Origin of the sequence: Streptomyces sp. NPDC057424 (genome assembly GCF_042803315.1) — a bacterium.
Lineage (GTDB): Bacteria > Actinomycetota > Actinomycetes > Streptomycetales > Streptomycetaceae > Streptomyces.
Genome location: NZ_JBHVCP010000003.1, coordinates 86,029 through 110,626, shown reverse-complemented (window position 1 = coordinate 110,626; position 24,598 = coordinate 86,029). Strand labels below are relative to the sequence as shown.

20 protein-coding genes are annotated in these 24,598 nt (G+C 72.4%); 8 read left to right on the top strand and 12 right to left on the bottom strand.

What is annotated here, in order from left to right; translation table 11 throughout:
- Nucleotides 1-7: 7 nt before the first annotated feature.
- The gene (locus ACFU3E_RS04350) at nt 8-1,246 is read right to left on the bottom strand and encodes a PP2C family protein-serine/threonine phosphatase (protein ID WP_384151805.1); all 1,239 of its coding nucleotides are present in this window, start codon (nt 1,244-1,246) and stop codon (nt 8-10) included.
- A 115-nt stretch (nt 1,247-1,361) separates the two neighbouring features.
- Entirely contained in the window at nt 1,362-2,120 is a 759-nt protein-coding gene (locus tag ACFU3E_RS04345) for an IclR family transcriptional regulator (protein WP_384151802.1), read from the bottom strand.
- Nucleotides 2,121-2,289: 169 nt separating this feature from the next.
- On the opposite strand from ACFU3E_RS04345, the gene ACFU3E_RS04340 reads away from it, so the two are divergent.
- The 7 genes from ACFU3E_RS04340 to hypE are packed head-to-tail and all read left to right on the top strand — an operon-like array spanning nt 2,290 to nt 10,237.
- A complete protein-coding gene (locus ACFU3E_RS04340) occupies nt 2,290-4,035 on the top strand; it encodes an enoyl-CoA hydratase-related protein (RefSeq protein ID WP_384151799.1) in 1,746 nt (581 codons plus the stop codon).
- Nucleotides 4,032-4,619 carry a hydrogenase maturation protease gene (locus ACFU3E_RS04335; RefSeq protein WP_384151796.1) on the top strand — a complete coding sequence of 196 codons (588 nt, stop codon included), beginning with the start codon at nt 4,032-4,034 and terminating at the stop codon, nt 4,617-4,619. The genes ACFU3E_RS04340 and ACFU3E_RS04335 overlap by 4 nt, the downstream gene beginning before the upstream one ends.
- A gap of 39 nt (nt 4,620-4,658) precedes the next feature.
- Entirely contained in the window at nt 4,659-5,402 is a 744-nt protein-coding gene (gene hypB / locus ACFU3E_RS04330) for a hydrogenase nickel incorporation protein HypB (RefSeq protein WP_384151793.1), read from the top strand.
- Nucleotides 5,399-7,711: a carbamoyltransferase HypF gene (hypF, locus tag ACFU3E_RS04325; RefSeq protein WP_384151790.1), complete on the top strand. Its 2,313-nt coding sequence runs from the start codon at nt 5,399-5,401 to the stop codon at nt 7,709-7,711. Before hypB ends, hypF begins: the two co-directional genes overlap by 4 nt.
- A gap of 3 nt (nt 7,712-7,714) precedes the next feature.
- On the top strand, nt 7,715-8,035 hold the full coding sequence (locus ACFU3E_RS04320; protein ID WP_248508706.1) for a HypC/HybG/HupF family hydrogenase formation chaperone: 321 nt from the start codon (nt 7,715-7,717) through the stop codon (nt 8,033-8,035).
- Entirely contained in the window at nt 8,032-9,174 is a 1,143-nt protein-coding gene (hypD, locus tag ACFU3E_RS04315) for a hydrogenase formation protein HypD (protein ID WP_384151786.1), read from the top strand. Before ACFU3E_RS04320 ends, hypD begins: the two co-directional genes overlap by 4 nt.
- On the top strand, nt 9,167-10,237 hold the full coding sequence (gene hypE / locus ACFU3E_RS04310; RefSeq protein WP_384151783.1) for a hydrogenase expression/formation protein HypE: 1,071 nt from the start codon (nt 9,167-9,169) through the stop codon (nt 10,235-10,237). Before hypD ends, hypE begins: the two co-directional genes overlap by 8 nt.
- Nucleotides 10,238-10,308: 71 nt before the next feature.
- Here hypE and hypA read toward each other — a convergent pair whose 3' ends face one another.
- From hypA to ACFU3E_RS04270, 8 genes are all read right to left on the bottom strand, one after another.
- Complete coding sequence (hypA, locus tag ACFU3E_RS04305) at nt 10,309-10,659, bottom strand: hydrogenase maturation nickel metallochaperone HypA (RefSeq protein ID WP_384151780.1); 351 nt, start codon at nt 10,657-10,659, stop codon at nt 10,309-10,311.
- A 7-nt stretch (nt 10,660-10,666) separates the two neighbouring features.
- A complete protein-coding gene (locus tag ACFU3E_RS04300; RefSeq protein WP_384151777.1) occupies nt 10,667-10,816 on the bottom strand; it encodes a hypothetical protein in 150 nt (49 codons plus the stop codon).
- A gap of 76 nt (nt 10,817-10,892) precedes the next feature.
- A complete protein-coding gene (locus tag ACFU3E_RS04295; protein ID WP_384151774.1) occupies nt 10,893-11,099 on the bottom strand; it encodes a hypothetical protein in 207 nt (68 codons plus the stop codon).
- A gap of 42 nt (nt 11,100-11,141) precedes the next feature.
- Nucleotides 11,142-11,738: a DUF5947 family protein gene (locus ACFU3E_RS04290; RefSeq protein WP_384151771.1), complete on the bottom strand. Its 597-nt coding sequence runs from the start codon at nt 11,736-11,738 to the stop codon at nt 11,142-11,144.
- Entirely contained in the window at nt 11,735-12,283 is a 549-nt protein-coding gene (locus ACFU3E_RS04285; RefSeq protein WP_384151768.1) for a NifU family protein, read from the bottom strand. Before ACFU3E_RS04285 ends, ACFU3E_RS04290 begins: the two co-directional genes overlap by 4 nt.
- The gene (locus ACFU3E_RS04280; RefSeq protein WP_031142140.1) at nt 12,276-14,069 is read right to left on the bottom strand and encodes a nickel-dependent hydrogenase large subunit; all 1,794 of its coding nucleotides are present in this window, start codon (nt 14,067-14,069) and stop codon (nt 12,276-12,278) included. The genes ACFU3E_RS04285 and ACFU3E_RS04280 overlap by 8 nt, the downstream gene beginning before the upstream one ends.
- A 61-nt stretch (nt 14,070-14,130) precedes the next feature.
- Complete coding sequence (locus ACFU3E_RS04275; RefSeq protein WP_384151765.1) at nt 14,131-15,219, bottom strand: hydrogenase expression protein HypE; 1,089 nt, start codon at nt 15,217-15,219, stop codon at nt 14,131-14,133.
- Between the two features lies 1 nt (nt 15,220).
- Nucleotides 15,221-16,732, bottom strand: coding sequence for a hypothetical protein (locus ACFU3E_RS04270; protein ID WP_384151762.1), 1,512 nt, complete (start codon nt 16,730-16,732; stop codon nt 15,221-15,223).
- A 226-nt stretch (nt 16,733-16,958) separates the two neighbouring features.
- On the opposite strand from ACFU3E_RS04270, the gene ACFU3E_RS04265 reads away from it, so the two are divergent.
- Nucleotides 16,959-18,638 (top strand): NAD-dependent malic enzyme, encoded by a 1,680-nt coding sequence (locus ACFU3E_RS04265; protein ID WP_384151759.1) that lies wholly within the window; start codon nt 16,959-16,961, stop codon nt 18,636-18,638.
- 106 nt (nt 18,639-18,744) lie between these two features.
- Here the strand turns inward: ACFU3E_RS04265 and ACFU3E_RS04260 are convergent, their stop codons facing one another.
- The gene (locus tag ACFU3E_RS04260) at nt 18,745-21,240 is read right to left on the bottom strand and encodes a SpoIIE family protein phosphatase (protein WP_384151756.1); all 2,496 of its coding nucleotides are present in this window, start codon (nt 21,238-21,240) and stop codon (nt 18,745-18,747) included.
- A 97-nt stretch (nt 21,241-21,337) separates the two neighbouring features.
- Nucleotides 21,338-24,598, bottom strand: a 3,261-nt coding sequence (locus ACFU3E_RS04255) for a HAMP domain-containing protein (protein WP_384151753.1), incomplete at its 5' end; no start/stop codon positions are given.

Here is a 24,598-nt window from a genome sequence, read left to right as displayed (position 1 = left end):
GCAGCTCTCATGAGCAGCGCGTCGCCTCGGGCACCGGGGTGGCGGCGGCCGGGCCCAGGTCGCTCTCCCCGGGAGACTCCGCCGGTACTTCTTCCGCTTCCGCGAGGTGTGCGGCGGGCTTGCGGATGAGCAGCAGGGCCGCGTCGTCGTGCAGCCGGCCGCCCACATGCGCCAGCAGTTCGTCGTGGAGCGCGCCGAGGGTGTGTGCCGGCTCGTGGGAGACATGCCGCTTCAGGCCTTCGGCCAGGGGGTAGAAGGCGCGGCCCGCGTCGCGGGCTTCGGTGACCCCGTCGGTGTAGAGCAGCAGTTGATCGCCGTCGCCGAAGGGGAGCGCCTGGAGCCCGGGGGTGTGACCCGTGAGGGCACGCAGCCCGAGGGGCGGGGCCGGGTGCACGGGCTCCACCGCGGTGATGCTCCCGGAGGCGCGCACCAGCAGCGGCGGCGCGTGGCCGCAGTTCACCACCTCCAGATGCCCCGCGCGCGGGTATCCGGCGACCAGGGCGGTGACGAAGTCGTCATGGCCGAGGTTACGTGCGAGGCTCCGTTCGATCCTGTCGACCACGGCGAGGAGATCGGCTTCGTCGTGGGCGGCCTCGCGGAAGACACCGAGCACCAGCGCGGCGGTCCCGACGGCGGGCAGCCCCTTGCCGCGCACGTCCCCGACGATCAGCCGCACTCCGTGCGGGGTGGGGATCAGCGCGTACAGGTCACCGCCGATACGGGCCTCTGCCGCCGCGGCGCTGTAGCGGACGGCCGCCTGGAACGGCCCGACGGTCGACGGCACAGGCCTGAGCAGCGCGTGCTGCGCGGTCTCCGCCACCGAGCGGACGGCGGCGAGCACCCGTTCCCGGCGCCCGCGCAGAGCACTGGCCAGACCGCTCGCGAGGGTGACGGCGGCCAGAGCCGACAGCGTCACGGCCAGTTCCCCGCCCGGCACTCCGTCCCGCATTCCGAGCGTCACACCGAGCACCGCGGCGAGGAGTCCGACGCAGAGGACCCCGCGTGGCCCGTTGGTCGTGGCCGCCAGAGCGGGCCCGGCCGCGAGCAGGGGCAGCCAGACCATCCCCGTCCCTCCGGCGAGGTCGGCGGAGACGACGCCGGCGACGACCAGGACGGGCAGGGCGGGTGCCCCGGCGGCCATCTGCGCGCCCGCGCGTCTGCGGACCGAAGCCCGGGCACCGGCCCCTCGGCTTCTGGACGGCCGTACCGGCTGGTGGTCGGCACCGGGGTCACGCGCATGGCTCATGTCTTTATCCGGGTCCCTCGCCTGTCCGCGGGGCGCGAGTCTGGGAGCGCACCCCTGAAATGTCTGCTTTATTCAGGGAACGGGGTGACCCGGGACACCGGCAAGAAGCGGATTTTCAGATAGTGAGCGAGAGGCTCCTCGTCACTCGGCTCGCGGTCGGGAGCAGCCGCTCACGGATCTCCGGCAGCCGCGAGAGCCGGTTCGAGGGCAGCGAGACACCGAGCGAGCCGAGCGTGTCCCCGCTGTAGACCGGGACGGCGACGCAGACCGTGCCGAGGGCGTACTCCTCCAGGTCCGTGATGGCCGGGGCCAGCGGCGGTGTCTCCAGCCGCCGGAGCAGTTCCGGGAGGCTGGTGATCGTCCGCGGGGTGAGGTCGGCGAGGTGGTGGCGGGCGAGGTAGTCCCGGCGGGTCTCCTCGTCCAGTTCCCGCAGGACGGACTTGCCCAGTGCGGTGGCGTGCCCCGCGTCCTCGAAGCCCACCCAGAGATCGACACGGGGGGTCCCGGGGCCGTCGACGATCTCGGCGACCCGGATCTCGCCCTCCTCGTAGAAGGTGAGGTAGGCCGGGGTCGCGAGTTCGTCCCGCAGCGCGGCCAGAGTGGGCCGCACGCGGCTGAGCAGCGCCTGCGCACGCCCTGTGGACTGCAGGGTCTGGAGTTTGTCGCCGAGGACGAAGCCGCCGTCGTCCAGCTTCCGCACGTACCCGTCGTGCACCAGGGTCCGCAGCAGGTGATAGGCCGTGGCCAGGGGCAGCCCGGTCTCACGCGCCAGTTGCTTGGCCGGCGCGCCGTTCTCGTGCGCACTCACCGCCTCCAGCAGCCGCATGGCCCGCTGCACGGAGTTGATGAGCGTAGGGCCGTCCTGCGCACCCATACGAACAGCGTGCGCCTGGGGCAGGGCATGGGCAAGGGGACGGTGGCGGATGACGCGGTGCGTCCCGCTGGCCTCCGCCTGGCGAAGAGTAGGCCGGAAGCGGCCGAGCCCCGCGAAACGCCGCCGTGGTCCTTCTCGGCCCTCCCCCGAACGGCGACCATGCCATGTCATGGACATCTTGCTCGTCGCCAGCGCGTTCAACAGCCTGTCCCAGCGTGTGTTCGCCGAACTGTCGGACGAAGGGCACCACGTGGACGTCGTGCTCGCCTCGCACGGCCCCGAAGCGGTCCGGGAGGCCGTACGCGAGGTGAGCCCGGAGCTGATCGTCGCCCCGATGCTGAAGTCGGCCCTGCCGGAGGACGTGTGGCGGGAGCACACCTGCCTGATCGTTCACCCGGGGCCACCCGGTGACCGGGGCCCGTCGTCGCTGGACTGGGCGATCGCCGAGGAGGCGTCCGAGTGGGGCGTGACGGTGCTCCAGGCCGAGGCCGCCATGGACGCGGGGGACGTGTGGGCGGACGGCTCCTTCCCGGTACCGCCGGCGGGCAAGAGCGACGTGTACCGCAACGAGGTGGCCGACGCCGCCACGGCCGCCGTGCTGCAGGCCGTGCGGCGCTACGCCGACGGGTCGTACAAACCGCGCCCGCAGAGCGAACCCGGGATCCACGTGGTGTGGCGGGACTTCTTCCGACAGGAGCAGCGGCGGATCGACTGGGAGAACGACAGCACGGTGAGCGTGCTGTGCAAGCTCCGCGGGGCCGACTCGCAACCGGGCGTGAGGGACGAGATCTGCGGCCGGGAGGTGTTCCTGCACGGCGGGCACCCGGAGGACCGGCTGCGCGGGGAGCCCGGGGAACTGCTCGCGACCCGGGCCGGCTCGGTCTGCCGGGCCACCCGGGACGGCGCGGTGTGGATCCCGGAGCTGCGGCCCCGCAAGAGCTCCGGTGACCCGGCACCGTTCCGCCGCCCGGCGGCCTCGGTGCTCTCCGGCTTCCCGGCGCCGCCCGGCAGCAGCCCGGGCATGCCGGGTTCGAACGACCGCCCGTACTGGCTGCCCGAGATCGCCGCCCCGCTCGAACTGCCCCCGGACCGCACCACCTGGACCGACATCCGCTACCGGCAGCACGGTCACATCGGCTTCCTGACCTTCTCGTTCCCCGGCGGGGCCATGAGCACCACCCACTGCCGCAGGCTGCTCGCCGCCTGGCGCTACGCCCTCACCCGCCCCACCTCCGTGCTGGTGCTCGGCGGCGCCCGCGACTTCTTCTCCAACGGCATCCACCTCAACGTCATCGAGGCGTCGAGCGACCCGGCGGGCGAATCCTGGTCCAACCTGAACGCCATGAACGACGTGGTCGAGGCGGTGCTGCGCACCACCGACCGGCTGGTCGTGGCGGCCCTCGGAGGCAACGCGGCGGCCGGCGGTGTCATGCTCGCCCTGGCCGCCGACGAGGTCTGGTGCCGCACGGGCAGCGTCCTCAACCCGCACTACCGGAACATGGGCCTGTACGGGTCGGAGTACTGGACGTACTCGCTGCCCCGCCGGGTGGGTGCCGAGACAGCCGAGCGGCTGACGACCGAAGCGCTGCCGGTGAGCTCCGCGACGGCCGCCCGGATCGGGCTGGTGGACCGTCTGGTGCCGGTCGCAGCCCAGGAGTTCGCCACCGAGGTCGAGCGCCTGGCCGCCGACCTGGCCGCCGATCCGGATCTGCCACGCCGGATCACCGCCAAGGCCACGGCCCGCCACGCGGACGAGCTCCAGCGGCCCCTCGCCGAATACCGGCGGGCCGAACTCGCCCGTATGCGCGCCGTCTTCTTCGACCCCGGGGCGCCCTACCACGCGCTGCGGTCCGCCTTCGTCCGCAAGCTCCCGAACGGCTCCGCCCGGCCGCTGGCCACCGGAGACACGCGATGAGCGCGCGGCTGCTCGTGGCGGGGGTCGGCAACATCTTCCTCGCGGACGACGCCTTCGGACCCGAGGTGATCCGCGCCCTGGACCAGCACCCGCTGCCGCCCGAGGTGCGGGTACGGGACTTCGGCATCCGCGGCATGGACCTGGCGTACGAACTGCTCGACGGCTACGACACGGCCGTCCTGGTCGACGCGGCCGTGCGGGGGCACGAGCCGGGCACGCTGTCGCTGATCGAGCCGGACCTGCCCGACGGCTCCACGGCGGGTGCCCCGCCCGAGGCGCACGGCATGGACCCGGCGAAGGTCCTCGCCCTGGCCGCCCACCTGGGCGACGAGCCGCTGCCCCGCGTCCTGGTCCTGGCCTGTGAGCCCGAGCTGCGGGCACCCGCCGACGAGGACATCGCCCCGGGCATCAGCGCGACGGTGCGCGAGGCGGTCGGACGGGCCGTCGCGGCACTGCACACCCTGGCGCCGGTGCTGCTCGCCGACCCGGCGGCCACGCCCCCGTTGAGCCGCACGGACGAATCAGCCGCCCTGTCGTCGGCCGGGCTGCCGGGCACGGCGAGCGGCGGCGCGGAGGATCGGTAGCGGAACGATTTCCCTACCGACCCGCGAGGAGCGGCGCCCATGTGCGATTCCGTGGACGAGGTCACCCAGGCCGTCCTGGCGAAGAACGACGGTCTGGCCGCGGACCTGCGTGAGGAGCTGGCCCGGCGCGGAGTGAGCGTGGTCAACCTGCTGTCCAGCCCGGGCAGCGGCAAGACGGAACTGCTCGGACGCGTGCTGGCCAGGGCGGTGGAGCGGAGCCTGCCGGTGGCCGCGCTCACCGCCGACCTGGCGACCGAGAACGACGCCGACCGGCTGGCCCGGTCGGGAGCCCCGGTGAAGCAGCTGCTGACGGACGGGCTGTGCCACCTGGAGGCACGGCAGTTGCGCGGCCACGTGGAGAGCTGGCTGCCCGGGGGCACGTCGCTGCTCTTCGTGGAGAACGTCGGCAACCTCGTCTGCCCCGCGTCCTACGACCTCGGCGAGAGTCTGCGGATCGTGCTCATGGCGGTGACGGAGGGCGAGGACAAGCCGCTGAAGTACCCCACGGCCTTCGGGTCCGCCCATCTGGTGGTACTGACCAAGACCGATCTGGCCGGCCCGGCCGGGTTCGACGAGTCGGCGTTCGAGGCGAACGTCCAGCGGGTCAACCCGGGGGTGGAGGTGGTGCGGTCCTGCGCCCGCACCGGCGTCGGCGTCGACGTCCTCCTGGAACGGGTGCTCGCCGTCCGGGACGGAGCCCCTGTCCACCGGCCGCCCCTGGCGCCCCGCCCGCACACCCACACGCACACGCACGAAGGCGCCGAAGCCGGCCTCGTCCCGTGACAGCGCCCGCCACCCGGGCGGTGCGCCGGCGCGTCACCGTGCGCGGCACCGTGCAGGGCGTGGGCTTCCGCCCCTACGTGCACCGCCTCGCCACCGGCCTCGCGCTCACGGGCTTCGTGAGCAACACGGCGAGCGGTGTCCTCATCGAGGTGGAGGGCCCGCCGGACGAGGTCGCCGGCTTCTGCGACCGGCTGGCCAAGGACCCTCCGCCGCTGGCCACCGTCACCGGCGTCGGGTTCGAGGACCTGCCCGCCACCGGAGCGGACGGCGCCTTCGGCATCCGCACCACCGACCGCTCCCCCGGCAGCACCCTGCTCCCGCCCGACACGGCGACCTGCCCGGACTGCCTGCGGGAGCTGGGTGATCCGGCCGACCGCCGGTACCGGCACCCGTTCGTCACCTGCACGCACTGCGGCCCCCGGTTCACCATCGCCACCGGCATGCCGTACGACCGGGCGGTCACGACCATGACCGGCTTCCCGATGTGCACCGCGTGCGCCCGGGAGTACGGCGATCCCCTCGACCGCCGCTTCCACGCCCAGCCCGTGGCCTGCCCGGACTGCGGTCCCCGGCTGCGCCTGGCGCCGGCGTCCGGGAGCGGGATCCGGCCGGCCCGCGACGCCGAGGCACTGGCATCGGCGCGGGCGCTGCTGGCCGCCGGGCGGATCGTCGCCGTCAAAGGGCTCGGCGGCTACCACCTGGCCTGCGACGCCACCGACGCCCGGGCCGTGGAGACCCTGCGCACCCGCAAGGCACGCGGCGGCAAGCCGTTCGCGGTGATGTGCGCGGACGCCGACGACGTACGGCGGATCGCCGACCTCTCCCCGTCCGCACGGGCTGCCCTCACCGGCTCCCGGCGCCCCATCGTCCTGTTGCGCCGGCGCCCGGGGGCGGACGGCCTCGCGCCCGGTGTGTGCCCCGGCAGCCCGCACCTCGGCGTGATGCTGCCCTACACGCCCGTGCACGCCCTGCTGTTCGGCCTGCCCGGTGACCCGCCCGGCCCGCGTGTGCTGGTCATGACGAGCGGCAACCGCTCCGGAGAGCCGATCGTCACGGACGACGACGAGGCGCTGACCCGGCTCGCCGGGCTGGCCGACGCCTGGCTCGCCCACGACCGGCCCATCGCCTCGCCCTGCGACGACTCCCTGCTGCGGGTGCGGACCGACGGCACCGAGCAGGTGCTGCGCCGGTCCCGGGGGTATGTGCCCCGCCCGCTGCGGCTGCCGGTCCCGGTGCGGCCCGCTCTCGCCGTGGGCGGCGACCTGAAGAACGCCCTGTGCCTCGGCGAGGGCGACCAGGCCTGGTTCGGCCCGCACATCGGCGACATGGGCGACCTCGCCACCCTGGAGGCTGCCGGGCGGGCGGACACACACCTGCGGGGCCTGACCGGCGTGCGCCCTGAACTGGTCGCCGCCGACCGGCACCCCGGGTACCACTCGGCACGGTGGGCCGCCCGGCTGGCCGGGCACGCCCCCGTGCTGGTTCAGCACCACCACGCGCACATCGCCTCCGCCATGGCCGAGCACGGCCTCGACGGCACCACCCCCGTGATCGGCGTCGCCTTCGACGGCACGGGCTACGGCGACGACGGCACCGTCTGGGGCGGCGAGGTCCTGCTCGCCGACTACACCGGCTTCCGGCGCTACGCCCGCCTCTCCCCCGCCCCGCTGCCCGGCGGCGACGCGGGCGTGGCCAACCCGTGCCGTCTGGCCCTGGCACGGCTGTGGGCGGCGGGACTGCCGTGGGCCGCGGACCTGCCGTGCGTGACCACCTGCGCGCCCGACGAACTGGTCTTGCTCGAGAGGCAGTTGTCCGGCGGTCTGGCCTGTGCGGCGACCTCCAGCATGGGCCGTCTCTTCGACGCCGTGTCGTCGCTGGTGGGCGTGTGCCATCGCGCCGGGTACGAGGCGCAGGCCGCGCTGGAGCTGGAGGCGGCGGCCGCCACGGCCTGGGGCGCCGACACGTCGGCCTACGCCTTCGCCGGCGGGCTCGACCCGGCGCCCGTGCTGAGCGCACTGGTCGACGATCTGCGGCGCGGCACCCCGGCCGCCGTGCTCGCGGCCCGTTTCCACCGTGCGGTGGCGCGGGCCGTGGCGGAGATCTGCCGGCGGGCGCGTCAGGACACCGGCCTGGCCACCGTCGCCCTCAGCGGCGGTGTGTTCGCCAATGCGCTGCTGGAGGAGGAGTGCGCGCGGTTACTGGCCGAAGACGGCTTCGCGGTGCTCCGTCACGGCGAAGTCCCGCCGAACGACGGCGGGCTGGCCCTCGGCCAGCTGGTGGTCGCGGCGCACCAACGACAGGAGGAGTGACCCATGTGTTTGGCAGTGCCCGGCAAGGTCGTGGCCATCGACGACAGTGCCGATCCGCTCACCGGGCTGATCGACTTCGGCGGCGTGCAGAAACAGGCGTGTCTGGAGTACGTGTCCGACGTCAAGGTAGGTGAGTACGTCATCGTGCACGTCGGCTTCGCGCTCCAGCGCCTGGACGAGGAGTCGGCCCTGGCCTCCCTGAAGCTGTTCGAGGAACTGGGGCTGCTGGAGGAGGAGTTCGGGGACGCCTGGGAACAGGCGGCCAAGGAGGCGGGTGGCGCCGCGGTGGCGGGGCCCCAGGACGGCGGGAGTGAGGCCCGGTGAAGTACATCGACGAGTTCAACGACCCCCAGCTGGCGCGACGCCTGCTGGACGAGATCCGCGCCACCGCCACCCGGCCCTGGGCCCTGATGGAGGTGTGCGGCGGGCAGACCCACTCGATCATCCGGCACGGCATCGACCAGCTGCTGCCCGAGCAGGTCGAGCTGATCCACGGGCCCGGCTGCCCCGTGTGCGTCACGCCGCTGGAGGTCATCGACAAGGCGCTGGAGATCGCCTCGCGGCCCGAGGTGATCTTCTGCTCCTTCGGCGACATGCTCCGGGTGCCGGGCACCGACCGCGACCTGTTCCGGGTCAAGGGCGAGGGCGGCGACGTACGGGTGGTGTACTCGCCGCTCGACGCCCTGGAGCTGGCCCGCCGCAACCCGGACCGGGAGGTGGTGTTCTTCGCGATCGGCTTCGAGACCACCGCCCCGGCCAACGCGATGGCCGTGCACCAGGCGCGCCGGCTGGGACTGTCCAACTTCAGCCTGCTGGTGTCGCATGTGCGGGTGCCCCCGGCCGTCGAGGCGATCATGACGGCGCCCGAGTGCCGGGTGCAGGGCTTCCTCGCCGCCGGGCACGTGTGCAGCGTGATGGGGATGGCCGAGTACCCGGAGCTGGCCGAGCGGTTCCGCGTGCCGATGGTGGTGACCGGCTTCGAGCCGCTGGACATCCTGGAGGGCATCCGCCTGGCGGTCCGCCAGCTGGAGCGCGGCGAGCACCGGGTGGAGAACGCCTACCCGCGTGCCGTGCGCGAGGAGGGCAACCCGGCCGCGGTACGCATGATCGAGGAGGTCTTCGAGGTCACCGACCGATCCTGGCGCGGCATCGGGCGGATCCCTTCCAGCGGCTGGCGGCTGACCGACGCCTTCCGCGCGTACGACGCCGAGCACCGCTTCGACGTCGGCGGGATCCGTACCGAGGAGCCCGCCGAGTGCCGTGCCGGCGAGGTGCTCCAGGGCCTGATCAGGCCGACCGAGTGCGCCGCGTTCGGCACCACCTGCACCCCGCGCACCCCGCTCGGCGCCACCATGGTCTCCAGCGAGGGCGCCTGCGCGGCCTACTACCTCTACCGCCGGATGAACACCGCGGCGCCGCAGGCCGGCACGGCCGCACCGCAGGAGGTGGCTCCCGTTGCCTGAACAACTCGCCGACGTGGTCGACCCGGCCAACTGGACCTGCCCCGCCCCGCTGCGCGACCAGGGGGTGGTGGTCATGGGGCACGGCGGCGGGGGTGCGCTGTCGGCGGAGCTGATGGAGCAGATCTTCACCCCTGCCTACGGCAACGCCACCCTGGCCGGTCTCGCCGACTCCGCCGTCCTCGAACTGGGCGGCGCGCGACTGGCCTTCTCCACCGACTCCTACGTGGTCCGGCCGCTGTTCTTCCCCGGTGGGTGCCTCGGCGACCTCGCGGTCAACGGCACCGTCAACGACCTCGCGATGAGCGGTGCGAAACCCGCCTACCTCTCCGCCGCCTTCGTCCTGGAGGAGGGCGTGGAGCTGACGGTCGTCGAGCGGATCGCGCGCTCGATGGGGGCGGCCGCCGAGACCGCCGGGGTCACGATCGCCACGGGCGACACCAAGGTGGTGGAGTCCGGGCACGGCGACGGGGTGTACGTCACCACCTCCGGGGTGGGGCTCGTGCCCGACGGGGTGGACATCCGGCCCCAGCGTGCACGGCCCGGCGACGCGGTCCTCGTCAGCGGCCCGATCGGGCTGCACGGGGTGGCGATCATGAGCGTCCGGGAAGGGCTGGAGTTCGGGGTGGAGATCGCCAGCGACACCGCGCCGCTGGCGGATCTGGTGGCGGCCGTGCTGGCCGTCACCCCGGACATCCATGTGCTGCGCGACCCCACCAGGGGCGGCCTGGCCGCGTCCCTCAACGAGATCGCCCGTGCCTCCGGGACCGGTGTCCGGTTGCAGGAACGGGCCATTCCGGTGCCGGACGCGGTGGCGAACGCCTGCGGGTTCCTCGGACTCGACCCGCTCTACGTCGCCAACGAGGGGCGGCTGGTCGCCTTCGTGCCCCCGTCGCGGGCGGAGGAGGTCCTGGCGGCGATGCGGGCCCATCCGCAGGGTGCCGGGGCCACGCTGATCGGCGAGTGCGTCGCCGAGCATCCCGGGATGGTGGTGGTCGCCACCGGGCTCGGCGGGACGCGGGTGGTGGATCTGCCGCTCGGGGAGCAGCTGCCGCGCATCTGCTGACCCGAGGAGGGCGAAGGGCCCCGCCGGCGTATCGGCGGGGCCCTTCCCTGTCCAAGCCGGAACCGGCCTGTCTACGCCGGCACCGGCTCGATCCCGGCGATCTCCAGCTCACGGCCGCTGCGCAGGTCGCTGGAGGGCTGGTCGCAGCGCGGGCACCAGAAGAACGGGGGCATGCCCACCGGGAACTCCTCGGCGCACGGGTCGCACCAGGCCTGCGCGGGGATCTGCTCGACGACGAGGTGGGCCCCCGCGAGGGCGGTGCCGTCACGGGCCACCTCGAAGGCGAAGCCGAGGGCGTCGGGGACGACGCCCGCCAGCTCGCCCACCCGGACGGTCACCTTCGAGACGGCGTCCGTCCCGTCCGCCCGGGCCAGCTCGTCGGCCCGCTCGATGATCGCGGTCGCGATCGACAGTTCGTGCACGGCCGGCTCACGGGTAGCGGTGGCCGGCGCGGAATCCGCCGGACATCCGCCAGATCCGCACCTCGCGCCTCAGGCTGGGCCACTCCCAGCACAGCAGGGCCAGTACCACACCGCCCACCAGGACGGCCTCGGCCTTCAGCACCCGCTGTCCGCTCATCCCGCCTCGCCTGCGCGCGACGGGTCTGCATGCTCGTTTCATTGCGGCGACTCCCTGCTCGTTCCCATCACGGTGTTCATCCCGGCGAGATGTTCGGCATGGTCTCCGCGAGGGCGTCATGCCGCTTCCAGTGGATCCCCGTGGAGCGGCGCGCGTCGGCGGTGCCGTCCTCGTGGTGGCCCTTCTGCTGCTCGCGCGGTCCCTTGTTGCCCTGGTGCATGCCGGCGACGTGCCGGGGCGTGTCGGGCTTCGCCTGGGGCCGGCCCACTCTGATGTTGCCCATGAGATGCTCTCCTTCCTCGCCTCCGACCTGCGGAGTACGTGGCTATGGCCGCTCGGTGAGGTCCTCGAAGAACTGCTCGAGAGCGGGCCAGATCCGGCCGCCGCCGGACAGGCCGCGCCACTCCCGGCGTACGACGGCGATCATCCGGTAGCAGTCGTCGACCGGCACGATCCAGTGCTCGTCGAGGCCGTGGACGGTGTTCACCAGCAGGGCCTCCACCTCGGGTTCCACGGTTGCGAGCTGCGGACACGTCCCGGCCAGCTCCTGCCAGGCCGCCGCGTCCACCTCCCACCGCATGGCTCCCGCGGGGCTCGGGCCCTCGGCGGTGACGGTGCCGTCCGCCCGGGGCACGAAGAAGACCAGGCCGACGGGTACGCCCAGTACGGCCGTGTCGACCTTGGGCAGGCGGAGCCGGCGCCGGGGCACGAGCCGGTACTGGCCGTCCCCCGCCGCCGCGTCGGCGAACAGCACCGAGCAGGGGCCGCAGACGCAGCGCACCTCCTCCTGGCCGGTGTCGTACAGGTGGGCGTGCTCGTCGGCGACCGGTGCGGCGCACAGGTCGCACACCTCCCTCTCGGCCGCCGCCGTGCGGTCGGCCGAGGAGCGGATGAGGCGGGCCAGTGCTCCGTCGTTGGTCACGGTGTACCCCGGTGCGTCAGCGTGGTCAGCGGTACGAAGGCGGGGGCCGTCTCGGTCAGGGGCTCCACCGCCGTCAGCTCGGGCGCCACGGCGAGCACCGCCGAGCGGACCGCGTCGGTGACCTCGGAACCTCCGCCGCCGCAGCCGGACCCGCACCCGCCGCCGGTCTTCAGGCGCACCCGGGCGACCTGCCCTTCCACTCCGGCCCACTCCACGTCGCCGCCGCGTTCCTGCACGGCGGGCCGCAGCCGTTCGACCGCGCGGGCCGCCCGGCGTTCGGCGGGCTCGGGGTGGATGTCGTGCAGCACCATGAGGTGTGCGAGCAGTTCGTCCTCGGCGAGGCGCTCGGCGACCTGCTCGTCCGCGTGGTCCAGGACGCGGGCCAGTGCCTCGCCGTAGACCTCGGTCAGCAGGGCCACCGCCTCGGTCGCGGAGCGTGTCGTGGGGCCGGGCGCGGACTCGAGGCCTTCCAGCAGCTCGTCGAGCCGGCCGAGCCGGGCCTCGACGTCCGGGTCCGCCAGCCGTGCGGTGGCGGCCTCAGCCATGGTTCGCCCCGTACGTCGGTGAGTGCAGGGTCGTCAGCGTCTTGCCCTTGCCGACGTACATGTGCACACCGCACGGCAGACACGGGTCGAAACTGCGGACGGTGCGCATGATGTCGACGCCCTTGAAGTCGTCCGGCCCGTTCTCCTCGAAGATGGGCTGGCCCTGGACGGCGTCCTCGTACGGGCCGGGGGTGCCGTACATGTCGCGGGGGCTGGCGTTCCACGGGGTGGGCGGGTACGGGTGGTAGTTGGCGATCTTCTTGTCCTTGATCACCAGGTGGTGGGAGAGGACGCCGCGCACCGCCTCGTGGAAGCCGCAGCCGATCGCCTCGTCGGGCACCTCGTAGTTCTCGAACACCTTGGTCTCGCCCGCGCGCACCATGCCCATGGCCTCTTCGATGAACTGCAGGGCCATGGCGGCCGCGTAGGCGACGAAGTACGGCCGGGCGCGGTCGCGTTCGATGGTGTTGCTCCACTGCGGGATGCGCCATTCCAGGGTGGTCTCCGGCAGCGACTCGCCCTTGGGCAGGGAGATGCGCACGCTGTGGCCGGTGGACTTGATGTACGGGGTGTTCACCAGGCCGCTCAGCGCGGTCGACCACAGGCGGGCCAGGGGGCCGCCGCCGGTGTCGAGGGCGAGGTGGTCGCCGGTGCGCTGGTCGAACCAGCGGGGGCTCATCACCCAGCTGTACTTGTCGTCGAAGTCGCGCTTCTGCGGCACCGGGACGGTGGTCTGGTTCCACGGGTGGCGCATGTCGACGGGGTTGCCGAGCGGGTCGTGGGTGACGAAGGGCTGCTCGTTCACCCAGTCCTCGTAGTAGGAGCTGCCGAGCATGATGCGCAGGCCGAGGTTGATGTCGACGAGGTTGTTGGTGACCAGTTCGCCGTCGACGATGATGCCCGGAGTGACGTACATCGCCTTGCCCCAGGTGTTCATCGTCTCGTAGCGGTAGTCGACGACCTTGGGGTCCTGGAACGCGCCCCAGCAGCCCAGCAGGGTGCGGCGGCGGCCGACCTCCTCGTAGCCGGGCAGCGCCTCGTAGAAGAAGTCGAAGACGTCGTCGTTCATGGCGACGGCCTTCTTCACGAAGTCGATGACCCGCATGAGGCGGCTGAGGTAGTCGGTGAAGACGGTCGGCTGCGGCATCGTGCCGACGCCGCCCGGGTAGAGCGTGGAGGGGTGGACGTGCCGCCCCTCCATCAGGCAGAACATCTCGCGGGTGACGCGGCTGACCTTCAGGGCCTCCTTGTAGACCTCGCCCTCGAAGGGGTTGAAGGCCTTCATGATGTCGGCGATGGTCCGGTAGCCGTGGATCTCGCCGCGGGGCGCCTCGGTGCGCTCGGCGCGGGCCAGGACACCGGGGTTGGTGGCCTTGACCATCGCCTCGCAGAAGTCCACGAAGACCAGGTTGTCCTGGAAGATCGTGTGGTCGAACATGTACTCGGCGGCCTCGCCGAGGTTGACGATGTGCTCGGCCAGCGGGGGCGGCTTGACGCCGTAGGCCATCTGCTGGGCGTAGTCGGAGCAGGTGGTGTGGTTGTCGCCGCAGATGCCGCAGATCCGGGACGTGATGAAGCCCGCGTCGCGCGGGTCCTTGCCCTTCATGAACACCGAGTAGCCGCGGAAGAGCGACGAGGTGCTGTGGCATTCGACGACTTCCCGGTTGGCGAAGTCGATCTTCGTGTAGATGCCCAGGTTCCCGATGATCCGCGTGATCGGATCCCAGGACATGTCCACGAGCTGTGGCGGCTTGCGGTCCGTGGGCCGGGCCTCGGTGGTGGTCATCTGCGGTACTGCCCCTCGTTGTCGGTGGTGTGGGGGTGGGAGGTGTGCCCGGTGGGCTTCATCAGGGGCGCCAGTGCGGGTCGTAACCGCTGGTCAGCTTGCGCTTGTTGTGGCGCCACCTGGGCTCGTGGTTGACCAGCTCGTTGGTCACGCCGCGCAGCCGTCGGATGACGGCCCCGTACGGCTTGACGACGAGGGACGACAGGGTGCTGCCCGGGGGCTCGTCCATGAACGGCATGAACGCGTCGGGGAAGCCGGGCATCGTGCAGCCGATACAGATGCCGCCGACGTTGGGGCAGCCGCCGATGCCGGCCATCCAGCCGCGCTTGGGCACGTTGCAGTTGACGACCGGGCCCCAGCAGCCCGTCTTGACCAGGCACTTGGGTGAGTTGTAGTCCGTGGCGAAGCTGGCCTGCTCGTAGTACGAACCGCGGTCGCAGCCCTCGTGGACCGTCTTCCCGAACAGCCACTGCGGGCGCAGCATGTGGTCCAGCGGCGGCGGGGGTGCGGAGCCGGCCGCGTGGTAGAGGACCCAGACCAGGGTCTCCATGAAGTTCTCGGGCTGGATCGGGCAGCCGGGCACGTTGACGATGGGCAGTCCGGCCTGGGAGGTGTAGTCCCAGCCCAGGTAGTCGGCGAGGCCCATGCAGCCCGTCGGGTTGCCGGACATGGCGTGGATGCCGCCGAAGGTGGCGCAGGTGCCGGCGGCCACCACCGCCCAGGCCTTGGGGGCCAGTTGGTCGATCCACCAGTTGAGGGTCTGCGGCTCCCCGGTCTCCGGGTCGTTGCCGAAGGACGTCCAGTAGCCGTCGCCCTCGATGATGTTCTGGTTGGGGATCGAGCCCTCGATGACGAGGATGAACGGGCCCAGTTCGCCGCGTACGGCCGCCCGGTAGGGAGCGAGGAAGTCCTCGCCGCCCAGGCTGGGCGAGAGCACCTTGTTGACCAGGTTCACCTTGGGCAGGCCCGGGATCAGCCCGAGTACCAGGTCCTCGATGGAGGGCTGGTCGGCGGCGGTGAGCGAGACGGTGTCGCCGTCGCAGCTCATGCCCTCGGAGATCCAGAGGATGTGGATCTCGTCTATGCCCTTGCGGTCCTCGGACCGTTCGGGCTCCTTGCTGACTTCGGTGGTGCTGCTGTGCGTTGTCATGTCACTCGGCCTCCGCTGCGGGGGTCTCGGAGTCGGTCGTGTGCCGCGCCGGAGCTGCGGCGGGAGCCGGTGCCGACGGCTCGTCCGGGGATCCGGCGGGCTCGAGGGGTTCGAGCTCGTCGGGCCGGAAGTAGTGGAAGCGGCCGTACCAGTTGTTCAGTTCGGCGGCCGGGTCGTCGTCGAGGGTGACGGCGAGGTGCACGCTGCCGTCGACGTCGTGGAAGACGGCGGCGACCTCGGCGGTCCGCCCGGCCAGGAACATGTCCTGGGCGTCGGCGCCGCGCCCCCGGGGCCGGAGCCGTACGGGGCTGCCGGAGCCGAGCCGGACGCCGTCGACGAGCACGGTGTCGGTAGTCGGGGAGAGACCGTCGTCGGCGCCCTCCTGCCACCAGGCGGGACGGTCTGCGGACGGTGTGCCGGCGACCGGTGTCAGGGAGCGGACAGCGCCGTGCAGCCGTTCGAAGACCTCCCGCGGCATGGTGTCGACCCGGTCGAGGATCGCCGCGGCCCGCGGGTCGGTGGCCCGCGCCTCGCGCTTCTCCTCGTCGGTCAGCAGCATCGTGCGCAGCGTGAGGATCTCGTCGATCTCGGCGGCGTCGTGCAGGTCGCCCGGGCTCTCGGGGGCGACCTGGGGGTGGTCGGGCAGGATGATCGGCGCGGACAGCAGGACGCGGCGGTCGTCCCCGGCCTGGCCGCCGAGCACGGGGAAGGTGAACTCGTTGCGGCACGCGCGCACGGGTGCTTCCAGGTCCGTCGGCGGATCGATCAGCGAGACGAACTCCACCCCGTCGCCGCCGATGAGGGTGTGGGTGGCGATGAGGGCCCGGCGCAGTGCCTCGTCCCGTGCGGTACGCGGCCGGGAGGCGGGCGCGGTGTTCGTGGTCCGTACGCGGATCCGGCAGAGGCCGTCGGAAAGCCGCTCGGCGGTGACGGTGGTCTCGGCCCGGATCTCCTCACGGCTGCGCACCACCCGCCCGGCGCCTTCCGGCAGCGGCTCGGTGTCCTCGCCTGCCGCGGCGCCCACCGCGACGGTGCGTCCGCCCTGGAGGAGTTCGTCGAGCGGGACCTCGACCTCGCACTCGCGCGGGAGGGCCTCGTCGAAGGTCAGATGGTCCGTGCCGTCGTCGGTGCGCAGCGACTCGACGGGGCGGCCTGCTTCTTCCACCTGCTTGCGCTGCATCTGCAGGTAGCGCACCCGCACGCGTACGCGGGCACTGCCCGGCTGCCGGACCCGCAGCAGGCACTCGGTCTGCTGGTACCAGGAGTCGGCGGAGCCCGAGACACCGGGAATGACGGGGCCGTCCGCCTCCACCCAGTCCCGGGGGAACAGCACGCCGAACTGCCAGCGGACGCGGTTCTTGGCGGAGGAGCGGCGGTAGGGGTAGAGGAGGTAGCCCTCGTAGAGGACGGCGTCGGCGACGGCGCTGAGCTGCTCGAAGACGCCCGGGGACGGGTCTGCGCCGCCCCTCGTGGCAGCGCTCTTCGTGCCGCCCTCGACCACTGCCTCCGCCATCGCGCCTCCTCGTTCCTGGGTGCACGCGCATCCCTTCCACCACGGTCACACCGCTCATCCGCCGTCGCCTCCTCCGGCACACTGTGATTGGGCCGTTCGGGGTGGACACGCCGGGACGCACGGCGGAACTCGTCGGTGGCCGGGGGCTTTTCCACGGGGCCGGTGGTTCATCCGGATGGCACACATCACCCGCACGAACCGGCGCGTCACGGGAAGGCGTCACCTCATGGACCAGCCGACGCGTCACCCCCGCCCCACCACCAGCCCCGCCGTCACGACCCTGGCCGACCCGCTGGTCAACAAGGGCACCGCCTTCAGCCGGAGCGAACGCGAGGAGCTGGGACTCGACGGGCTGCTGCCCCCCGCCGTGGAAACGCTGGACGAGCAGGTCGCCCGCGCCTACGAGGCCTTCCACGGCTACGACAAGCCCCTCAACCGGCACATCTACCTGCGGCAGCTCCAGGACACCAACGAGGTGCTCTTCTACCGTCTGGTCACCGAGTACCTGGAGGAGCTGCTGCCCGTCGTCTACACGCCGACGGTGGGTGAGGCCTGTCAGCGCTTCAGCGAGATCTACCGGCGGCCGCGCGGTCTGTTCCTGACCTGGGAGGACCGGCACCGCTTCCGGGACATCCTGCGCAACCGCCCGCACCGCGACCACGACGTGGACGTCATCGTCGTCACCGACGGCCAGCGCATCCTCGGCCTGGGCGACCAGGGTGTCGGCGGCATGGGCATCCCGATCGGCAAGCTCAGCCTCTACACGGCCATCGGCGGCATCCACCCCGCCCGTACCCTGCCCGTCCTTCTGGACGTCGGCACCGACAACGAGACCCTGCTCGGCAACCCCCGCTACCTGGGCCGCCGGGCACGCAGGCTGACCGGCTCCGAGTACGACGAGATGATCGAGGCGTTCGTCTCGGCGGTCGAGGCGGAGCTGCCCGGGACGCTGCTGCAGTGGGAGGACTTCGCCACCGCCCACGCCCACCCGATCCTCGCCCGCTACCGCGACCGGCTCCTCACGTTCAACGACGACATCCAGGGCACCGCGGCCGTCACGCTCGGTGCTCTGTCCACCGCGGCGGACGTGGCCGGCACCCCGCTGCCCGAGCAGCGCGTGGTGATCCTGGGCGCGGGGTCGGCCGCCATCGGCGTCGCCGACATGATCCGTACGGCCATGGTCGACGAGGGCCTGCCGGAGGACGAGGCCACGGCACGGTTCTGGATCCTCGACGTCGACGGCCTGCTGGTGTCCTCACGCTCCGAACTGACTCCGCAGCAGAGGATGTTCGCACGAGACGACAGCGAGGTGGCCGACTGGGACGGCACCGGGCTCGCCGAAGTGGTGCGCCGGGTCGAGCCGACGGCGCTCATCGGCCTGTCGACGGCGCACGGCGCGTTCACCGAGGAGATCGTGCGGCAGATGGCCTCGGCCTGCGAACGGCCCGTCGTCTTCCCGCTGTCCAACCCCACCTCGCACTCCGAGGCCGAGCCCGCGGACCTCACCCGCTGGACCGACGGGCGGGCACTGATCGCCACCGGCTCGCCCTTCCCGCCGCTGACGGTCGCAGGGCACCGGGTGCCGGTGGCGCAGTCGAACAACGTGTACGTCTTCCCCGCCATGGGGCTCGCGGTGACCGCGAGCCGGGCCACGCGGGTCACGGACCGCATGCTCGTGGCCGCCGCCCGGGCCGTCGCACGGTGCGCGGTGCGGGCGGCGGACGGCGGCGACGGCCCCGTGCCGCTGCTGCCGCCCCTGACCGGGATGCGCGAGTCCGCCCGCGAGATCGCCCTGGCCGCGGCCCTCGCCGCCGTCGAGGACGGGGTGGCCCCGCGGGCGACGGAGGAGGAGCTGCGCGAGGCGGTCACCCGGGCGCAGTGGACGCCGCGCTACGAGGACTGGTAGGGCTTGGTCAGGTCCGTATCGGTGCGGGTATGCCGGTGCTCCGGGCCGTACTGCCAGAAGACACCACGGCCGGCCCCGGAGCCCTCGGCACAGCCGGGCCGAGCACTCACCCGACCCGGATGCCCACGATGCACGTGTCGTCGTCGGTGTCCGACCTGCTGTAGGTCAGCAGGCGGTCCAGCTGCTGGTCGAGTGTGCTGGGTGCGCTACGGGCGGTGGTCAGGAGGTGGGTCAGGGACTCCTCGACGGGCCGGTCGCGGCGTTCGACCAGGCCGTCCGTGTACATCAACAGGGTGTCTTCGGGGGCCAGCTGGATCTCGGTCTCCTCGTACACGGCCTCGGGCACCGCTCCGAGCAGCATTCCCTTGACCAGGGGCAGGGGAGCCGCTTCGGTGTCCCGGACCAGCACGGGCGGCAGGTGACCCGCCCTGGCCCAGCGCAGCGTCCGCCGGACCGGGTCGTACAGACCGCACACCGCGGTCGCGGTGACGGCACCCGTCAGATGGTGCGCAACGATGTTCAGCCATGACAGCAACTGGCCGGGCCCGGCGCCGGTCACCGCCAGGCCGCGCAGCGCGTTGCGCAGGACGACCATGCTGGTGGCGGCCTCGATGCCGTGGCCGGCCACGTCCCCCACACACAGCAGCACCAGCCGGGACGGCAGGACGACGGCGTCGTACCAGTCGCCGCCCACCAGCTGCTCGGTCTCCGCGGGCCGGTAGCGGACGGCCACCTGGAGGCCGGAGACCTGCAGCGGTGCCTGCGTGGGGGGCATGATGGCGTGCTGCAACTGCAGGGTCAGCCGGTTGCGTTCGGTGGCCTGCTGCTCGGTGTGCGCCAGCTGGTCGCGGGTGGCGGCGAGCGCCACCTCGGTCCAGTGCTGGGACGAGATGTCCTGGCAGGCGCCGCGGACCAGCAGCAGCCGGTCGTCGGTGTCGAGCACGGGTTCGGCGACGATCCGGATGTGCCGGGTCACCCCGTCCGGCCGCTGCAGCCGGAAGGCCGCGGCCGCCGGCCGCTGGTGGTGCAGCAGCGTGCGCAGGAAGCGGCGGATGGAGACGCCGTCGTCCGGGTGGGCATGGGCCGGCAGCTCTTCCAGGGCCACCGGGGTGCTCGTCTGCGGACGCCCGTAGAGGTCGAAGAGCTGCCCGTTCCAGGTGATCTCACCGGTGAGCACGTTCTCCTCGAACCCGCCGATACGACCGAGCCGTTGGGCGTGCTGAAGGAGACTCGCCAGCCGGGCCGTCTCGTCCTCGATGCGCCAGATGAGGAGTACGGACGTCCCGTGGCGGCTGATGCTGATGTCCGCGACCGCAGAGAGGGGGACCTGGTCGACGAGGGCGGTGAGGTTCATCCGGCGGGTCCGGAAGGGCTCACCAGTGGCGTAGACCCGCTCGATGCGCTGGAACAACTCGCTGTCCCCGGCGGCCATCGGGTAGGCCTCCAGGAGCAGCGCGCCGCTCACGACCGCCCGTGGTCTGCCCGCCGGGTCGAGGAAGCGGCTGTTCACGTGCTGGATGCGGAAGTCCACCAGGTGCCCGTCGCCGTCGAGGTACGGCACCAGGACCAGGGCGGGGTCGTGCAGCCCGTCGGCCAGGTCCATCAGCTCGGCGGCGTCCGGCAGGACACGCGGCCCCTGGGCGGCTCCGGGCGGCGGTGAGTACATCTCCAGTGTGTGGGCGCACAGTTCGGCCAGCGCCTCCACCTGGCGGACGATCTGCGGGGGCTGCGGAGCGAGCGGGGCCGGCCAGGCGATCTCCAGCACGCCGTGGATGCGGCCTCCGGTGCCGGCGGGCAGGGCGGCCCGGCCGCCGTCCGGATGGTGGTGCAGGCCGATGGTGGGCAGTCCGGTGGCGCCGAGTGTGGTGATCCACTGCCCCTCGCGCTCGATGAGGCCCCGCCGCGCCACCGTCACCACGTCCGGCGGGACGTAGCGCCAGCGCGCGGCCTCGGCCGGTGAGAACCCGGCGCTGCCCGCCAGGGTGAGCGAGCCGTCGGCTCCCGCTGCCCAAATGGCCACGGCCACCGCGCCGAGCGGGCGCAGCGCCTGCTCCAGCAGCGCGTCCGCGACGGCCTGGGTGTCGTCCGCCGCCAGTGCGCCGCTCTCCGCCGCGCGCAGGCGTACGGCGGCCGACTCGGTCTCCGCCCCGTCGGCGGCCCGGGTGGCGGCGAGGAAGGCCTCCGTCACCTCGGACATCCGGTCCCGGGCGGCCTGGTTGATGACGTCGACGGCGAGTTCCAGGGGGGTGACCTGGGCCTGCTCGGCCAACTGGGCCAGCTGCCGGGCGGCCTGGGCCGGCCCGCACTTCAGCCGCTCGACCAGGACGCCCTTGGCGAGCTCGATCAGGGCACGCCCTTCGGCCTCCGCCTGGGCGGCCCGCACCTCCCGGCTGAGCCGTTTCACGGTGGCGGCGAGCCGGCCCACCGGGGAGGCGGGCGAGAGATCTGCGAGGTCGGCGGGCGGGCCGTCCGACGTGTCATCGGTGGACAGGGGGAGCGCGTCGGACGTCACCGACGGCAGGGAGGACTGCGGACCGGCGGCCGAGTCGCGCTGCGGCTCGCCACCCTGGCCCGGCTCGCGCGGCTGCTCGGACATGCTCACGGTGTGGATGCTCCTCGGCTGGAGCGCCCTGGGGCGCGGAACGACAGGCGCTGCGGGACACCCGGCCCGCCGGTGTGCGGGTCGGGCGCCGGTGTGCTCATGCGGGCAGCCAGCGGCGGACGCAGGCCATGAGGTCGCGCGTGTCGACGGGCTTGGTGACGTAGTCACTGGCACCCGAGGCGAGGCTCTTGTCCCTGTCGCCCGGCATCGCCTTCGCCGTGACGGCGATGATGGGCAGGTCGGCGTACTGCGGCATCCGCCGGATCTCGGCCGTCGCCGTATAGCCGTCCATCTCCGGCATCATCACGTCCATCAGCACGAGGGCGACGTCCGGGTTGTGCACCAGTGTCTCGATGCCTCGGCGCCCGTTCTCGGCGTGCAGGACGCGGAAGCCGTGCAGCTCCAGGATCCCGCTCAGCGCGAACAGGTTCCGCGCGTCGTCGTCGACGACGAGGACGGTGCGGCCCGCCGTCGCGTCGTCGACGGTGTGCGGCGTCAGATGCTGCGGCCCTTCGGTGCGGACCAGGGACAGCACGTCCCCGGGTTCCTCGGCGGACAGGTGCAGGGCGATGCGCTCCCGCAGTTCGTCGAGGCTGGACAGCAACTCCAGTGCGCCGCCCGCCGAGCGGGAGCGCAGCGCGTCGTCCAGGGACACGTCCGCGGGGTGGCTGCTGTGCACCAGCACCGGAACACTCGTGAGCGCCGAGTCGCCCTCCACCGCCTGGAGGAATCGGGACGCCTCGTCGTCACGCATGCCCAGCTCCAGTACGACGCAGTGGCACGGCTCGGAGGCGAGGGCACCGGCCGCCTCCTGCGCGCCGACGGCCGTGATGATGTCGACCGCGGGCCGCTGAGCGCCGTCGGCTCGGCCGTGCGTCAGGTCGGCGACCACGCTCTCCGCGACGAGGGTCAGCAGACCGCGCGAGCGCTCCTCCACGACGAGCAGCCGGCGGGGCCGGGGGCCCGGCCCGGTCTGGGGCACCGGCGCCGAGCCGGACAGTCCCTGGGGCGCCGGTTCGGCCGGGGCTCGCTCGGGGGTTCTGCCGTGGCCGAGCAGTTCCTCGAAGTCGGGGCGGGCCACGGGCAGGAAGAGCGTGAACGTACTGCCCTGTCCCGGTGTGCTGTGCACCGACACGGCACCGCCGAGCAGTTGGGCGATCTCCCGTGTGATGGACAGCCCCAGGCCGGTGCCGCCGTACTTGCGGCTCGTCGTGCCGTCGGCCTGCTGGAAGGCGCCGAAGATCGTCTCCAGGTGCTGCTCGGGAATCCCGATGCCGGTGTCCTTGACGCGGAAGGCCACCACGGCGGCGCCCCGGAGCACGCCCTCGGGCACCTCGCCGTCCGCCGCGGGCTCGATGCTCAGCTCCACGCCGCCCTGCTCGGTGAACTTCACGGCGTTGGACAGGAGGTTGCGCAGCACCTGGCGCAGCCGGGAGTCGTCCGTGAGCACGTCCGCGGGCGCGCCGGGAGCGGTCGTGACCGTGAACTCCAGGCTCTTCTGCGTCGTCATCGGCCGGAAGGTGGCCTCGACGTACTCGATGAGCTGCCGCAGCGTCACCCGCTCGGGCGTGACGTCCATCTTCCCGGCCTCGACCTTCGACAGGTCGAGGATGTCGTTGATCAGCTGCAGCAGGTCCGAACCGGCGGAGTGGATGATCTGGGCGTACTCGACCTGCTTGGGTGTGAGGTTGCGGGACGGGTTCTGCGCCAGCAACTGGGCGAGGATGAGCAGGCTGTTGAGCGGGGTGCGCAGTTCGTGGCTCATGTTGGCCAGGAACTCCGATTTGTACTTCGAGGCCAGCGACAGCTGCTGGGCGCGGGTCTCCAGTTCCTGGCGGGCCTGCTCGATCTGCAGGTTCTTCGCCTCGATGTCCCGGTTCTGTGCCGCCAGCAGCGAGGCCTTCTCCTCCAGTTCCGCGTTGGAGCGCTGCAGTTCCTCCTGCTGCACCTGCAACTCCGTCGAGCGGGCCTGGAGTTCGACCGTGAGGCGCTGCGACTCGCCCAGCAGCTCGTCGGTGCGGGCGTTGGCCACGATGGTGTTGACGTTGACGCCGATGGTCTCCATCAGCTGCGCGAGGAAGTCGCGGTGGATCTGGGTGAAGGATGTGACCGACGCCAGCTCGATGACACCGAGCACCTGGCCCTCGACCACGATGGGCAGCAGCACCAGAGCGGTCGGCACCACCTCACCGAGACCCGAGGAGATGGTCACGTAACCGTCCGGCAGCTCGTCGACCGTGATGGAGCGCCGACTGCGCGCGGCCTGGCCGACCAGGGTGCGGCCGAAGGCGATGCGGGAGGGACGGCTGCTCTCCTCCGGGTAGCCGTAGGAGCCGACGAGCCGCAGTTCGGGCCCGTCGTCGCCGTCCTCGGCGAGGTAGAAGGCCCCGTACTGGGCCGACACCAGCGGGACCAGTTCGTCCATGATCAGCTCGGCGACCACGGGCAGGTCGCGGTGGCCCTGCATCAGGCCCGAGATCCGGGCGAGGTTCGTCTTGAGCCAGTCCTGCTCCTGGTTGGCCCGCGTGGTCTCGCGCAGGGACTCCACCATCGAGTTGATGTTGTCCTTGAGCTCGGCGACCTCGCCGGCCGCCTCCACGGTGATGGAGCGGGTCAGGTCGCCCTCGGCGACGGCGCTCGCGACCTCGGCGATGGCACGGACCTGCCGGGTCAGGTTGCCCGCCAGCTCGTTGACGTTCTCCGTCAGGCGCTTCCAGGTGCCGGAGACGCCCTCGACCTCGGCCTGGCCGCCGAGGCGCCCCTCGGTGCCGACCTCGCGGGCGACACGGGTGACCTCGTCGGCGAACGCGGACAGCTGGTCGACCATCGTGTTGATCGTGGTCTTGAGCTCCAGGATCTCGCCGCGGGCGTCCACGTCGATCTTCTTCGACAGGTCGCCCTTGGCCACCGCGGTCGTCACCAGCGCGATGTTGCGCACCTGGCCGGTGAGGTTGTTGGCCATCGAGTTGACGTTGTCGGTGAGGTCCTTCCAGGTGCCGGCGACGTTCGGCACGTGCGCCTGGCCGCCGAGGCGCCCCTCGGTGCCGACCTCGCGGGCGACACGGGTCACCTCGTCGGCGAAGGCCGACAGCGTGTCGACCATCGTGTTGATGACCTCGGCGAGTGCCGCGACCTCGCCCGCGGCCTCCACGGTGATCCGCTGCGACAGGTCGCCGCGCGCCACGGCGGTGGCGACCTGGGCGATGGAGCGGACCTGGCCGGTCAGGTTGGACGCCATCACGTTGACGTTGTCGGTGAGGTCCTTCCAGGTGCCCGACACACCGCGTACCTGGGCCTGGCCGCCGAGGCGCCCCTCGGTGCCGACCTCGCGGGCGACACGGGTCACCTCGTCGGCGAA